This is a genomic window from Pseudomonas sp. JV241A, from assembly GCF_900275665.1.
GTDB lineage: Bacteria > Pseudomonadota > Gammaproteobacteria > Pseudomonadales > Pseudomonadaceae > Aquipseudomonas > Aquipseudomonas wadenswilerensis.
On the sequence record NZ_OPYO01000012.1, the window covers coordinates 1 to 13,347 of the forward strand.

Consider the following 13,347-nt stretch of genomic DNA (forward strand, 5'->3'; position numbering starts at 1 on the left):
TGCCGGGTAGCTATGTTCGGAAGAGATAACCGCTGAAAGCATCTAAGCGGGAAACTTGCCTCAAGATGAGATCTCACTGGAGCCTTGAGCTCCCTGAAGGGCCGTCGAAGACTACGACGTTGATAGGTTGGGTGTGTAAGCGCTGTGAGGCGTTGAGCTAACCAATACTAATTGCCCGTGAGGCTTGACCATATAACACCCAAGCAATTTGCGTCGAATGGCCAGATTGCGGTGTTGTGAAGACTGCAAAGCCGAGAATTTGTAACTCACAAAACATCACATACCCGATTCGCTGGAGTGTCTAACAAGACCTTCTGGCAACAGAATTTCTTGACGACCATAGAGCATTGGAACCACCTGATCCCATCCCGAACTCAGCAGTGAAACGATGCATCGCCGATGGTAGTGTGGGGTTTCCCCATGTGAGAGTAGGTCATCGTCAAGATTAAATTCCGAAACCCCTATCTGCGTACGCAGGTAGGGGTTTTGTCTTTCTGGCATTTGCCACTGTGGGAGCGGCGGTGCGATGCCTCGACTTGTCCCGCGATCCCCTTCTGTCAGCCACATCGCATCGCGGGGCAAGCCCGCTCCCACAGTAGCTTCAGACCCGCCTGACTGTCTTATCTAGCCGAGTGTCCGCTTAACTGGCGTCCCTCCCATAACGATAAGAAGGCCAACGCCCATGTCTGCAAATGCCGCCCCGATCAGTCCCGCCCGCGTCGCAGTCATCCAGTTCGACCCGCAGGTGGGTCTTGAACACTGCGACAACAACCTCTGCCATGGCCTGCAGCTCGCCGAACAAGCGGTTCGTGAGGGCGCCAATCTGATAGTCCTGCCTGAACTGGCCAACACCGGCTACAGCTTCAATACCCGCGCCGAAGCCTGGGCTCACGCCGAAGCACTGGCGGACGGCCCTAGCCTGAACAACTGGGGACGGACCGACCTCTACGGCTCGATGCTCGGTTATGACCTGCACCCAGCCTTGCCGCGCTAAGGAGGGGGGATGGACAACTCAATCGAAACCTCCCGTTCCACCTTCTGGCCTTTGCTGTTGTTGTGCCTGACGGTGTCGTTGGTCACCACGGTGCTGCTTGAAGTTATCAGCGGCCGCGCCGACGCCTGGATTGGCCAGTGGCCAGACTATGCGCACATGATGGCCAATCTTGGCGAGCCCTTGGCGCGTTTGCGCTGGGTCATCGGTGATATCAGTGAAGCGGCCTTCTACAAGCATGAGTTGCCGGCACTGGGCTTGCTGGCGGGCGCGGCTCTGGCTCATTGGGCCAACCGCAACGGCAAGCGTTGGCAAGGCTTCGCCATCTGTTACGGCACGGGCTTGTGGCCGTGGCTGGTGACCAGTTCGCTGCTGGGGTTGTGGTTCAGCCATGCGCTATGGGGCTGGACCTTGAACAGTGGCATCTGGCAACCGACCTTCGTGGCTTTCGTTTCGCTGCCGGCGGCCATGGTGCTGGTGTTCGGTGCGGGCTGGAAGGTGGCTTTCAATGGCGCGCTGATGGGCGCTTTGCTGGTAACGCCAGCCAGCCTGTTATTGGTCAACTACCTGTGCTATCCCTTGAAGCTGCCAGTGGTCGTCGGCAATGTCGGCGGCATGGCGGTTGCCAGTGTCCTGGCGTTCATCTTGATCCGCCGATTTCCGCTGCTGGTGAGGTCAACCGCGTCGGGCTACACCCCACAAGCGCTCGGCCAGATCCAAACCGATTACGGCATCACCTGGACGTTGCGCCGGGTGCTGGCCGACTTCAGTGAAGCACCGTTCTTCGGCAATGAACTGGCGAGCCTCGGCTTGTTGCTGGGCGTATTGCTGGCCTACATCCTGTCACCCACTGGCCCTGCGTACGGCTCACAGCTGGTAGTGGAAATAGTGGCAGGGCAAGCACTGGCATCCTTTGTCGGCGTGTTGATCTGGCGTAGGCAATGGATGCGCCAGGGCTGGTATCCAACCTATATCCCGATCGTCTCAGTTGTCCCGGCCGCCGTGCTGACCTTCGGCGGCAACTGGCAGGTGATCGGGCTCAGTGCGGTCTTGGGAGCCCTTGTGGCTCCACCGTTGGCGGCCTCTATCAGCCAGCGCCTGCCAAGTCATATGCATGGCTTCATCGGTAATGTGCTGTCTATGGCTATTTCCACTTTGCTAGTTCTCCCCTTCATCAGCCTGGTTGCAGGAGGTGACGCATGACCCTGCCCACACTAGCCATAGGAACCCTCGGCGGTACCCTCAGCATGCTCCAGGCAGCAGCTGGCGAAGGTGTCACTCCGGGCCTGGACAGCACGCAGATGCTGGCCGACGCGCCGCAGCTTGCAAGCCTTGCGCGCATCTCGGCGAAAACCCTGCAGATGCTGCCCAGTGCATCGTTGTCGTTCATTCAACTGATCGATGTCTTGTACTGGGCCAAAGCCCAGGTGGAAGAGGGCGCACACGCTGTGGTGCTGACCCAGGGCACAGATACCCTGGAGGAAGTGGCGTACTTTCTCGAACTGCTCTGGCCCTTTGACGCGCCATTGATCCTGACCGGCGCCATGCGTGCGGCCAGCGAGCCCGGCGCCGATGGCCCGGCCAATCTGCTGGCGGCGGTGCAGGTGGCGCTGGATTCGCAGAGTCGTGGACGAGGCGTGCTGGTGGTGATCAATGATCAGATCCACGCCGCTGAACATGTGCGCAAAACCGAGAGCCTGGCTATGGCCGCATTCAGCTCACCGCACTTCGGCTGCGAAGGGTTGGTGATCGAGGGGCGCGCCTGCTATCTGAAGCCCGCCAGGCCTCGCCATCCCTTGCCCGAACCCTGGCGCCTGGATCAGCGTGTGGCGTTGCTGGAGGCCGATTTCGCCGCAGATACCCTGCTGCTCGAGCAAGTCGCCGGCCTGGGTTACGAAGGCCTGGTGATCGCCGGCTTTGGCGCTGGGCACGTGCCGGCAGCATGGGCCAAATGCGTGGGATACATCGTCACGAGAATGCCGGTCATTGTCGCCTCGCGAACCGGCTCCGGTCCTACGGCGCGCCACACCTATGGCTTCGAGGGTGGGGAAATGGACCTGCAACGCAAGGGCGCGCTGATGGCGGGGTTCTTGTGCCCGCGCAAATGCCGGGTGTTGCTGTGGGTGCTGATCGGCTGCGGGATGGATGACGAACTGGAGCACTGGCTGGAGGAGTATCGTCAGCCGCGGTGAAGGCAAGATCACGTGGGGCCGGGTGTCGGCCCCACGTGTCCTCGCAAGGGCGCTTAGACGAAGCGCTGAGGCACTACGCCGCGGGGCAGGCGGTTGCTGCCGGGCAGGGCGCTCAGGCGTGCACGCCAGCTGGCCTTGAAGCAGAACGTGCTGGGGCTGGGGCTGGGGCTGGCCTTGGCCATGCGTTGTTTACGCAGCTCTGCCAGGGACGGGGTGGATTTCTTGGCCGACGCAGGCGATTCCGTCTTGACCAGGGACCGCTGACACGACTTGCAGGAAACCTGGTCAGGGGTGGAGGTGCTGGTGAGGTTGTTACCGGCGCGACCGCAAGCGACTGCGTCGCCGCTGGTTGAGTAGTGCATTACCAAGCTGTACATCTCCAAACATATGAACAAAAGCCCCCTATTTTCGCACAGGTTGGCGGCGGATGCGGCGCCATCGTCAACGTCATGCTGGAGGCTTGAGTCAGAAGGTTGGAGAACAGCGTTGTTTACAGGGGAGAAATGGTACCGAGTGCGCCAATCGCAATGGCCAGCACCAGAAACCCTACGACGAAGAATGCAAGCTTACCCATTGAGCGCTCCAGATAGAGGTTTTGCGGTGCAGCGCCAGGCCGCACCCACGAAATACGCCCGGTAGAGCGGGGCGCAGGCGTATTTTCGCTCTGGCGCTGTTACCGAAACAGATGCAGATGGCGCTGCAAAATACGGATCAGATTCAGCTGGAGCGCTGCAATTCAACGCCGCCAGGCACCTTCGGGCACTTCAACCTCACGCTCGGCTTGCGCCAGGGCCAGCTTCAAGCCCTCTACATCAAAGGGGATGCAGTAAGCCGGCTTGGCCCGTTCGAACCGCCAGCTTTCATCCAGGACTCCGGCATCGACGGCGTCGTAGCCCAGATCGTCGAGCAACTTGCTCACCGCTGACTTCGCTTCATCATCATCGCCGGCAATAGGCAGGGCACGCCGATCTGCCGCACCCCTGACACGTGCGTCTTTCTCCAGGTCCTGGGCAAGGATTGCATTGAACACCTTCACCACCCGCGAACCCGGCAGGTGCTCGGCAAGCAGGCGACTGGTCGTAGTCTCGAGGCGCTCCAGCGGGGGAAACTGACCGTCGCGGTCCGGGTAGTAGTTGTTGGCGTCCATGACGATCTTGCCCTCCAGCCACTGCGCGGGCACGCTGCGGTAGTGCGCGAAGGGAATCGCCACCAGTACCAGCTCAGCAAACCGCGCTGCATCGTCTGCACTGCCCACCTCGCAGCCCAGAATGCCGCTGCGCACGCTGCTCATGGTCTGCGGCCCACGTGAGTTACTGAGCATCACCTCATGCCCGGCTGCCAGCGCCAGCTGCGCTACTGCCCGACCGATAAAACCTGCCCCGATAATGCCGATACGCATGTCCTTGCTCCGTTGCGTGATAGGAGCGTTTATGATGATTGGCAACCAGATGGAGATAAATTAGCAGTCTGGATCAAGTGTCGTTACCAGGAGTGTTGAATGATGGATCGCCTGACCAGCATGGGCGCCTTTGTGATGGCGGCCGAAGCGGGCTCCTACGCCAGTGCAGCGCTGCGTCTGGGCATGTCGCCACAGATGGTCGCCAAGCATGTAGCTGCCCTGGAGCAACGCCTGGGCGCGCGCCTGCTCAACCGCACAACCCGCCGCCAGAGCCTGACCGAGCTTGGCAGCGCCTACTACGAGCGTTGCAAACACATCCTCAGCGAGGCGCAGGCGGCCGACTCCCTGGCGCAGATCATGAACGAAACGCCCCGTGGCAAGCTGAAGGTCAGTGCGCCGGTCACCTTCGGCTCCTACAGCCTGATGCCGCTGGTGACCGACTTTCTGCGCCAGTACCCCGAGGTCGAGATCGACCTGCACCTGACCGACCGCTTCGTCGATCTGGTGGAGGAGGGCTTCGAAGTGGCATTTCGCATCGGCCCCCTGGGCACCTCCAGCCTGACCGCCAGGCCGCTTGCGCCCTACCGGCTGGTGACCTGCGCATCGCCGCGCTACCTGGCCGCCCAGGGCACCCCACGAACGCCAGCCGACCTCGAACAGCACGAATGCCTGGGCTACGCCTACTGGTCGCGCCCAGCCGACCGTGAATGGCAATTCGTCCAGGGCGATACGCTGCACAAGGTGCAGGTCGCCAGCCGTTTGCAGGTCAACGAGAGCAGGGCGCTGATGTCAGCGGCGCTGGATGGCTTCGGGATTGTGCTGGGGCCGGAAGACTTTCTGCGCCCGGCGCTGCAAAGTGGCGAGCTGGTGCGGGTGCTGGCGGACTACCAGCCGCCGAGCCGGCAGATGCATTTGCTCTATACCGCCAACCGGCAGAGAACCGCCAAGCTGCGACGGTTCATCGATGCGGTGCTGGCGCGCTTTGCGGTCAGCCTGGAAACCGACCATGCAGCTCGTTAGCCCCCGATTCAAAGCCTCAGCCAGCGCGCCGCCACCTGCCGCCAGGGTGGGGAGGCTTTGATGGCGCTTCTATGCGCCATACAGCCTGGCTCAAACAGAACCTCAGGCACATCGCGCAAACGAATCCACGGTTCGTGCTGCCACTGCAGCACGCTGAGCGAATGCCTGCCCCAATCCATCTGGCCTATCCTCGGCACGTCATGCTCTGGCAGATCCTGCCTGTCCCGTAACACCGCGATCACCTCATAAGTCAGCCAGCGCCGCAGGCTGCGATTCTCCGGAATGTAGTGATGAGCCAGCACCGTGTAGGCCCCGGACTCACTGATCATCACCGTGTCTCGGTACTCGCCGTAGCGCAGCAGTGGCAAGGTTCGCCGTTGATCGGCATCGAGCTTGCGCACGATATGGTCGTCGAGGTAACGGCCAATCAGCCGGCCCAGTTCGCGAGCGCAGAACCAGGCTTGGGATTCGAACCAGAGGGCGTGGAGAGGGCGGGTGTGGCGGGTGAAGATGATTGGTATGTAGGACATATTGGCTATCCATGACTGGAGGAGCCGTCGCTTTCGGGGAACGGGGTAGCCGCTGCGTGAGCGTTTCTTAGGCGCAACATTGAGATTAATACAGCAGTAGCTTCCAAACAACGCTGGGTTGTGTAAGAAATTTCTGGAAGTTGAATTTTTCGCAAAAATTTATTTGTTTCGTCACGCAATGAAATATTGCGTGACAATTGTACTTCGGTTTTTTGTTTGCCTATCACAGCTTTTTTAGTGATTGCAGCAGCGTGCCGGCTGTGCTTTTTGGTATCAGACCTTGAGCAATTTTCTTTTGAAGGTAGGTGGGGAATTTCTCAGGGAGGTAAGTGCTTTCTAACCAGATCCTGAACTCCCCTAAAGCACTGAGTGGGTATATGTTGGCTTCGGTAAATGCGGCAGATTGAGGGAAGTAGTCTGGATACTCATGCGGGTGCTTGATCCGTTGTCCGTGAATGTCTTCGAGTTTTTTCGTTTTCCAGTGACTCGCCCACATTTGTCCTACACTTATGTCTGGGACGGTGTGAGTATCTATTATTAATCCGGACTCAATCGCAGAAACGACTATGTCAGCTATTTCCCTGAAAACACTGAAGTAGCCTGCTGGTAATTTGTTTAAAAGGATGCGGTCGTGATAGTGGCGCCAAGAGTCCAGTTTTAAAGATTCTGGGGAAAATCCAATGCTCTCGTAGATAAAATCTCGTAGAGTCTTTCGGGCTAGAACTCGATAGTTGCGTTGCGCTATTTGTGCATCTGTACTGTCGGAATCGAAGGCGTAATACTCTAAAACTGCCATGCATACCGCGTCAGGATAGGCGCTAATTTTCTGCCCATTCTGCTCTGTCTTTATGACAATGCGATCCGAGATAAAGCTGTGTTGTGTTAATATTTGTTTTATTCTTTTTCCGCGAGGCTTGAGCTTTTCCTCGTTCCAGTTGTTAGCTAAGTCACTGATGGTCTTAGGATTGACGCCGCATAAACGAGCTAACCCCCTTTCGGTTAGATAAGGAGTTGTGTCGTTCAGCACCCCCATTTGAATGCCATTGACTTCAGCAAAAGATGCAGATGGGAGTTCTAAGGGGAGTTCGGATTGTATTAGTTCTGACATTTTTATTTCCTTATAATTTTTTCTGCTTCTGCTATCACGGATCTAGGATAGAGGTGGTTTAGCGGAGTGGTTGTATTTTGTTGTTTTTTGAATGGTAGATTTTGCTCTAGACAAAGTTTTGCGCACATCGCTCTTAAAATGTTGCGGTCGATATTTGTGTTTTCTTTAGTGCAATATTCGTCGACCTCAATCAGTTCTTGCCAAATGTCTTCGCTCGAGATATGTGCAATCTTGCGGTCTATTTCTCGGATTTTTTGCTCTGTTTTTTCAAAGCGAAGTTTCGTTTCATTAGCGAGCTTTTCTCGCTCTCCGATTTCCTGAACAAGCAAGCTTGTCTGCTGTGCTAAAGCTTGTGCTAATGACATTATGTCAGAATTGTTCTGAGGGGGAGGAGGGTAGGTTCCGTGCTTTCTGATTGATGGAAGAACTTCGTGAAACATCCAGCGCTGAAACTTTTTGCTAGCAGGAGTGCTATCTCTTGAAATAATTCGGTATAACCCAGGTTCGGTTATGAAGGTTTCCGTTCTTGAATCAGTTTCCAGGCCTGTTGAGAATTGCCTGCACTCATCTTTATCCAGTATTTCAAGTTGAGCTTTAAGAAGAGCACCTAGCCCAGTTTTTTGGTTTTCGTTAATTGCTGAATTGGTTCTTGCGAGAGTTAGGACTATATCTTCTAGAGAGATGTATAGATTGCTATCGATGTAGAAGCTTCGAATTTTGGAGTACCCATGTTCTGCAGGATAATCCAGTAGGAGTGGTGTATGCATTTTCTCGTCCATAAAAAACCCCGCGCAAGCGGGGTTTTAAGCATCCGGTTGGGTAAAATGCTTATATCATGGCACTAGGCTACTATCAATCCCAACTCAACGCCCCACCGGTCTGATACTCAATCACTCGCGTCTCGAAGAAGTTCTTCTCTTTCTTCAAGTCCATGATCTCGCTCATCCATGGGAACGGGTTGGTGGTACCTGGGTACTCTTCCTTCAGGCCAATCTGCGACAGGCGACGGTTGGCGATGAACTTGAGGTAGTCCTCCATCATCGCTGCGTTCATGCCCAGCACGCCGCGAGGCATGGTGTCGCGGGCGTATTCGATTTCCAGCTGGGTGCCCTGCAGGATCATCTGCGAGGCTTCTTCCTTCATTTCGGCATCCCACAGGTGCGGGTTCTCGATCTTGATCTGGTTGATCACGTCGATACCGAAGTTCAGGTGCATGGACTCGTCACGCAGGATGTACTGGAACTGCTCGGCAACGCCGGTCATCTTGTTGCGACGACCCATGGACAGGATCTGGGTGAAGCCGCAGTAGAAGAAGATGCCTTCCAGGACGCAGTAGTAGGCGATCAGGTTGCGCAGCAGCTCTTTGTCGGTCTCGACGGTACCGGTGTTGAATTCCGGGTCGGAGATCGCGCGGGTGTAGCTCAGGCCCCAGGCGGCTTTTTTAGCGACCGACGGGATCTCGTGGTACATGTTGAAGATCTCGCCTTCATCCATGCCCAGCGATTCGATGCAGTACTGGTAGGCGTGGGTGTGGATCGCCTCTTCGAACGCCTGGCGCAGGATGTACTGGCGGCACTCGGGGTTGGTGATCAGGCGGTACACAGCCAGGGCCAGGTTGTTGGCAACCAGGGAGTCGGCGGTGGAGAAGAAGCCCAGGTTGCGCATGACGATACGACGCTCGTCATCGGTCAGGCCTTCCGGGTTTTTCCACAGGGCGATGTCCGCGGTCATGTTGACCTCTTGCGGCATCCAGTGGTTGGCGCAACCGTCCAGGTACTTCTGCCAGGCCCAGTCGTACTTGAAAGGCACCAGCTGGTTGAGGTCGGCGCGGCAGTTGATCATGCGCTTTTCGTCAACCGCGACACGGGCAGCGGAACCTTCCAGCTCAGCCAGGCCTTCGGCGATGTCGAGTTGGTCCAGGGCAGCCTTGGCGCGTTTGACCGCTTCGGAGTCTTCGGCAGTTACAGCGCGAGCTTCCAGGGCAGCAACACCGCCAGCGTTATCGAGCTTGTCGATGCCTGCGGCAGCAGCTTGAGTGGCGGTAGTGCCTTTGGCGGCTTCTTCGCCTTCGTCTTTATCGAATTCGTCCCAGCTCAGCATCTATTGGCTCCTGCTTGAGGGTCGCCTTGAGGCGACCGGTTGGATTTTAAGAAAATGATGCCCGTGCTACGCAAAGCCGTTAAGGCGATACGGCAGTCCGAGAGAAATGCTCTCAGCACATCTAGATTTGTTCGGGCTAACGCCTGTCCACACCTCGATTGAGGGGCCATAGCGCTCGAATGGTCTACAGCAACGAAAACACATGCGGTCGGACCAACCAGGTCGATTGGTTTTTGTCACGCTGACGTTCATTTGCTTTACCCTTTTTAGGGGTGCGAAGTATACCGGAATTCGAAATTGATCGGGCGTATAGGGCAAGCCAAGTTTGGTTTTTGGACCTGCGTTTTACGACTCTGTTCACCATCTAGACTCGGGAGGGGAGTCTAGCTTAAAAATCGCACATATGGTGCCTCTTCGGGAGGAAAACACAATATATTGATTTTTCGAGGGTGGGCGATGTGTCATCGCGTCGCACGCGATGATGGTATGAGGTACTGCTAATGCGGGTAAGGAAGGGAGGTCAGGGGGGCTGAGCCCCCCGGCCTTTAAACGGTTACTTGGATTTTTTCACAGTCTCAACCACATGGGTTTTCGGGTTCTTACGAGCCTTTTCAACCGTGGTGAAACGACCATTGTCAGCATCGCGACCGATTTTTTGGCCGCCAGATGTTTTCTTAGACATGGACTGTCCTCTTCAACTGATGAGCATCACTTGACACTAGTCCTGTCAGGCACGATCATTCGCGCTCGATTTAGATCTGAAGGATCTAGCCTCCCTTTGAGCGATGCCTTTGCTCATGGGAGATTCAAACCCGACACAGTTACAGCTGTGTCGGGTTTTTTATTGCTTAAAAACTGTATTCACTTCCACCAGATTATTTTCGCGGGTCAAGCCCGCTCCTACAGGGAGCGGGCCTTCAGGCGCTTATTGGCAGGCTTCGCAATCCGGCTCGTCGATCGCGCAAGCCTTCGGTACCGGAGCAGGGCCGGCTGGCGCTGCTTGTACCGGGGCGCTGTCGCCACCGCTGGAAACGGCGTTGAGCTTGCCGGTGTTGATGGTCGACTTCTCGGTGCTGGTCGCGGCCAGGGCACGGAGGTAGTAGGTGGTTTTCAGACCACGGTACCAGGCCATGCGGTAGGTCACGTCGAGCTTCTTGCCCGAGGCGCCGGCGATGTACAGGTTCAGCGACTGGGCCTGGTCGATCCACTTCTGACGACGGCTGGCGGCGTCGACGATCCACTTGGTTTCCACTTCGAAGGCAGTCGCGTAGAGGTCTTTGAGCTCTTGCGGGATGCGCTCGATCTGCTGCACCGAACCGTCGTAGTACTTCAGGTCGTTGATCATGACCGAGTCCCACAGGCCGCGGGCTTTCAGGTCGCGAACCAGGTACGGGTTGATCACGGTGAATTCGCCCGAGAGGTTCGATTTCACGTACAGGTTCTGGTAGGTCGGCTCGATGGACTGCGATACGCCGGTGATGTTGGCGATGGTCGCGGTCGGCGCGATGGCCATGATGTTCGAGTTACGAATACCTTTTTGTACACGGGCACGCACCGGTGCCCAGTCCAGGGTCTCGTTCAGGTCGACGTCGATGTACTTCTGGCCACGGGCTTCGATCAGGATCTGTTGCGAATCCAGCGGCAGGATGCCTTTGGACCACAGCGAGCCCTGGAAGGTCTCGTAGGCGCCACGCTCGTCGGCCAGGTCACAGGAAGCCTGGATGGCGAAGTAGCTGACCGCTTCCATCGACTTGTCGGCGAATTCGACGGCAGCGTCGGAGCCATAAGCGATGTGCTGCAGGTACAGCGCGTCCTGGAAGCCCATGATGCCCAGGCCGACCGGACGGTGCTTGAAGTTCGAGTTACGCGCTTGCGGCACCGAGTAGTAGTTGATGTCGATCACGTTGTCGAGCATGCGCACGGCGGTGTTGACGGTGCGTTGCAGCTTGGTGGTGTCCAGCTTGCCATCGACGATGTGGTTCGGCAGGTTGATCGAGCCCAGGTTGCAGACCGCGATCTCGTCCTTGTTGGTGTTCAGGGTGATCTCGGTGCACAGGTTCGAGCTGTGGACCACGCCCACGTGCTGCTGCGGCGAACGCAGGTTGCACGGATCCTTGAAGGTCAGCCATGGGTGGCCGGTCTCGAACAGCATCGAGAGCATCTTGCGCCACAGGTCTTTGGCCTGGATGGTCTTGAACACCTTGATCTTGTTGTACTCGGTCAGGGCTTCGTAGTACTCGTAGCGCTCTTCGAAGGCCTTGCCGGTCAGGTCGTGCAGGTCTGGCACTTCCGATGGCGAGAACAGGGTCCACTTGCCGTCATCGAAGACGCGCTTCATGAACAGGTCAGGGATCCAGTTGGCGGTGTTCATGTCGTGGGTACGACGACGGTCATCACCGGTGTTCTTGCGCAGCTCGATGAATTCTTCGATGTCCAGGTGCCAGGTTTCCAGGTAGGCACAGACAGCGCCCTTGCGCTTGCCACCCTGGTTAACGGCGACGGCGGTGTCGTTGACCACTTTCAGGAAAGGTACGACGCCCTGGGATTTACCGTTGGTGCCCTTGATGTAGGAGCCCAGTGCGCGCACAGGGGTCCAGTCGTTGCCCAGGCCACCGGCGAATTTCGACAGCATGGCGTTGTCGTGGATCGCGTGGTAGATGCCCGATAGGTCGTCCGGCACGGTGGTCAGGTAGCAGCTCGACAGCTGTGGACGCAGGGTACCGGCGTTGAACAGGGTCGGGGTCGAAGCCATGTAGTCGAACGACGACAACAGGTTGTAGAACTCGATGGCACGGGCTTCTTTTTCTTTCTCTTCCAGCGCCAGGCCCATGGCCACGCGCATGAAGAACACCTGAGGCAGCTCGAAGCGTACGCCATCCTTGTGGATGAAGTAGCGGTCGTACAGGGTCTGCAGGCCCAGGTAGGTGAATTGCTGGTCACGCTCGTGGTTGATCGCCTTGCCCAGTTTTTCCAGGTCGAAGTCGGCCAGGGCAGGGTTCAGCAGTTCGAACTCGACACCCTTGGCGATGTAGGCAGGCAGGGCCTTGGCGTACAGGTCGGCCATCTCGTGGTGGGTGGCGCTGTCGGCAACTTCGAGGAAACCCAGGCCTTCGGCGCGCAGGGTGTCCATCAGCAGGCGGGCGGTGACGAACGAGTAGTTCGGCTCACGCTCGACCAGGGTGCGGGCGGTCATCACCAGGGCGGTGTTGACGTCGGTGATGGCCACGCCGTCGTAGAGGTTCTTCAGGGTTTCGCGCTGGATCAGCTCGCCATCGACTTCGGCCAGGCCTTCGCAGGCTTCGCTGATGATGGTGTTCAGGCGGTTCATGTCCAGCGGCGCCAGGCTGCCGTCGGCCAGGGTGATGCGGATGCTTGGGTGCGGCTGGACGCTGGCGTCTTCGGCGTGGCCACGGGTGGCACGCTCCTTGGCACGCTGGTCGCGGTAGATCACGTAGTCACGGGCGACTTTCTGCTCGCCGGCACGCATCAGGGCCAGTTCGACCTGGTCCTGGATTTCTTCGATGTGGATGGTGCCGCCCGAAGGCATGCGACGCTTGAAGGTCGCGGTGACCTGTTCGGTCAGGCGGGCAACGGTGTCGTGGATGCGCGACGAGGCGGCAGCGGTGCCGCCTTCAACTGCGAGGAACGCTTTGGTGATGGCCACGGTGATCTTGTCATCGGTGTAGGCGACGACAGTGCCGTTACGCTTGATCACGCGCAGTTGGCCCGGGGCGGTGGCAGCCAGATCCTGGTTCGAATCAGCGGCCTGCGGCGCCTTGGCCTGCGGGTTCTCGCGAGTTGTGTCGGTTTGCATGGGTGTCTCCACGTTCTCTAAGTATGTTTAGGCGCTTGGTGAGCGCCAACCGTTCCGTCCGAAAGCTCAACAACCGACCCCGAGGGCGCGCAGGAACGAGAGTTCCGGCATGCCGCACAGGTCGGGCATACTCACTTCGGGACAGTTCAGGAATTAGGGCAAATGCTTGCCGCTCCCTGGCCGAAGTCAAAGG

General features: G+C 57.7%; 11 protein-coding genes, 2 rRNA genes and 1 pseudogene. 6 read left to right on the forward strand and 8 right to left on the reverse strand.

The window, feature by feature from the left end; all coding sequences use genetic code 11:
* The 5 genes and pseudogenes from JV241A_RS06025 to JV241A_RS06045 all read left to right on the forward strand — a co-directional run.
* Positions 1–192: ribosomal RNA gene (locus tag JV241A_RS06025) — 23S ribosomal RNA — on the forward strand; the annotation flags it as partial.
* 137 nt (positions 193–329) lie between these two features.
* A 5S ribosomal RNA gene (rrf, locus tag JV241A_RS06030) occupies positions 330–445 on the forward strand.
* 237 nt (positions 446–682) lie between these two features.
* Positions 683–922 (forward strand): annotated as a pseudogene (locus JV241A_RS06035) (nitrilase-related carbon-nitrogen hydrolase); the annotation flags it as partial.
* Positions 923–1,003: 81 nt separating this feature from the next.
* Positions 1,004–2,194 (forward strand): hypothetical protein, encoded by a 1,191-nt coding sequence (locus tag JV241A_RS06040; protein WP_134061564.1) that lies wholly within the window; start codon positions 1,004–1,006, stop codon positions 2,192–2,194.
* Positions 2,191–3,183, forward strand: a complete 993-nt coding sequence (locus JV241A_RS06045) for an asparaginase (protein ID WP_134061565.1) — start codon at positions 2,191–2,193, stop codon at positions 3,181–3,183. The genes JV241A_RS06040 and JV241A_RS06045 overlap by 4 nt, the downstream gene beginning before the upstream one ends.
* A 53-nt stretch (positions 3,184–3,236) precedes the next feature.
* On the opposite strand, the gene JV241A_RS06050 is transcribed toward JV241A_RS06045, so the two are convergent.
* Together JV241A_RS06050 and JV241A_RS06055 are read right to left on the reverse strand one after the other, a co-directional pair.
* Entirely contained in the window at positions 3,237–3,545 is a 309-nt protein-coding gene (locus tag JV241A_RS06050) for a hypothetical protein (protein WP_134061566.1), read from the reverse strand.
* A 374-nt stretch (positions 3,546–3,919) separates the two neighbouring features.
* A complete protein-coding gene (locus tag JV241A_RS06055; RefSeq protein WP_134061567.1) occupies positions 3,920–4,582 on the reverse strand; it encodes an NAD(P)-binding domain-containing protein in 663 nt (220 codons plus the stop codon).
* Positions 4,583–4,681: 99 nt separating this feature from the next.
* On the opposite strand from JV241A_RS06055, the gene JV241A_RS06060 reads away from it, so the two are divergent.
* Positions 4,682–5,602 (forward strand): LysR family transcriptional regulator, encoded by a 921-nt coding sequence (locus JV241A_RS06060; RefSeq protein ID WP_177414837.1) that lies wholly within the window; start codon positions 4,682–4,684, stop codon positions 5,600–5,602.
* Between the two features lie 8 nt (positions 5,603–5,610).
* On the opposite strand, the gene JV241A_RS06065 is transcribed toward JV241A_RS06060, so the two are convergent.
* From JV241A_RS06065 to JV241A_RS06085, 6 genes are all read right to left on the reverse strand, one after another.
* Positions 5,611–6,132, reverse strand: a complete 522-nt coding sequence (locus JV241A_RS06065) for a Bro-N domain-containing protein (protein WP_134061568.1) — start codon at positions 6,130–6,132, stop codon at positions 5,611–5,613.
* A gap of 223 nt (positions 6,133–6,355) precedes the next feature.
* Complete coding sequence (locus JV241A_RS06070; RefSeq protein ID WP_134061569.1) at positions 6,356–7,240, reverse strand: hypothetical protein; 885 nt, start codon at positions 7,238–7,240, stop codon at positions 6,356–6,358.
* 2 nt (positions 7,241–7,242) lie between these two features.
* On the reverse strand, positions 7,243–8,007 hold the full coding sequence (locus JV241A_RS06075; RefSeq protein ID WP_166675654.1) for a BRO family protein: 765 nt from the start codon (positions 8,005–8,007) through the stop codon (positions 7,243–7,245).
* A gap of 85 nt (positions 8,008–8,092) precedes the next feature.
* Positions 8,093–9,340, reverse strand: coding sequence for a ribonucleotide-diphosphate reductase subunit beta (locus JV241A_RS06080; RefSeq protein WP_115085708.1), 1,248 nt, complete (start codon positions 9,338–9,340; stop codon positions 8,093–8,095).
* Between the two features lie 553 nt (positions 9,341–9,893).
* Positions 9,894–10,022 (reverse strand): hypothetical protein, encoded by a 129-nt coding sequence (locus tag JV241A_RS27785; protein ID WP_275670875.1) that lies wholly within the window; start codon positions 10,020–10,022, stop codon positions 9,894–9,896.
* 243 nt (positions 10,023–10,265) lie between these two features.
* Complete coding sequence (locus tag JV241A_RS06085; RefSeq protein WP_115085709.1) at positions 10,266–13,154, reverse strand: ribonucleoside-diphosphate reductase subunit alpha; 2,889 nt, start codon at positions 13,152–13,154, stop codon at positions 10,266–10,268.
* Positions 13,155–13,347: the final 193 nt, after the last annotated feature.

What these genes read in the sequence shown, in the direction of transcription:
- JV241A_RS06070 (WP_134061569.1), bottom strand. Translation starts at nt 7,240, where the DNA reads ATGTCAGAACTAATACAATCCGAACTCCCCTTAGAACTCCCATCTGCA.
- JV241A_RS06085 (WP_115085709.1), bottom strand. Translation starts at nt 13,154, where the DNA reads ATGCAAACCGACACAACTCGCGAGAACCCGCAGGCCAAGGCGCCGCAG.
- JV241A_RS06075 (WP_166675654.1), bottom strand. Translation starts at nt 8,007, where the DNA reads ATGCATACACCACTCCTACTGGATTATCCTGCAGAACATGGGTACTCC.
- JV241A_RS06040 (WP_134061564.1), top strand. Translation starts at nt 1,004, where the DNA reads ATGGACAACTCAATCGAAACCTCCCGTTCCACCTTCTGGCCTTTGCTG.
- JV241A_RS06055 (WP_134061567.1), bottom strand. Translation starts at nt 4,582, where the DNA reads ATGCGTATCGGCATTATCGGGGCAGGTTTTATCGGTCGGGCAGTAGCG.
- JV241A_RS06065 (WP_134061568.1), bottom strand. Translation starts at nt 6,132, where the DNA reads ATGTCCTACATACCAATCATCTTCACCCGCCACACCCGCCCTCTCCAC.
- JV241A_RS06080 (WP_115085708.1), bottom strand. Translation starts at nt 9,340, where the DNA reads ATGCTGAGCTGGGACGAATTCGATAAAGACGAAGGCGAAGAAGCCGCC.
- JV241A_RS06060 (WP_177414837.1), top strand. Translation starts at nt 4,682, where the DNA reads ATGATGGATCGCCTGACCAGCATGGGCGCCTTTGTGATGGCGGCCGAA.
- JV241A_RS06050 (WP_134061566.1), bottom strand. Translation starts at nt 3,545, where the DNA reads ATGCACTACTCAACCAGCGGCGACGCAGTCGCTTGCGGTCGCGCCGGT.
- JV241A_RS06045 (WP_134061565.1), top strand. Translation starts at nt 2,191, where the DNA reads ATGACCCTGCCCACACTAGCCATAGGAACCCTCGGCGGTACCCTCAGC.
- JV241A_RS27785 (WP_275670875.1), bottom strand. Translation starts at nt 10,022, where the DNA reads ATGTCTAAGAAAACATCTGGCGGCCAAAAAATCGGTCGCGATGCTGAC.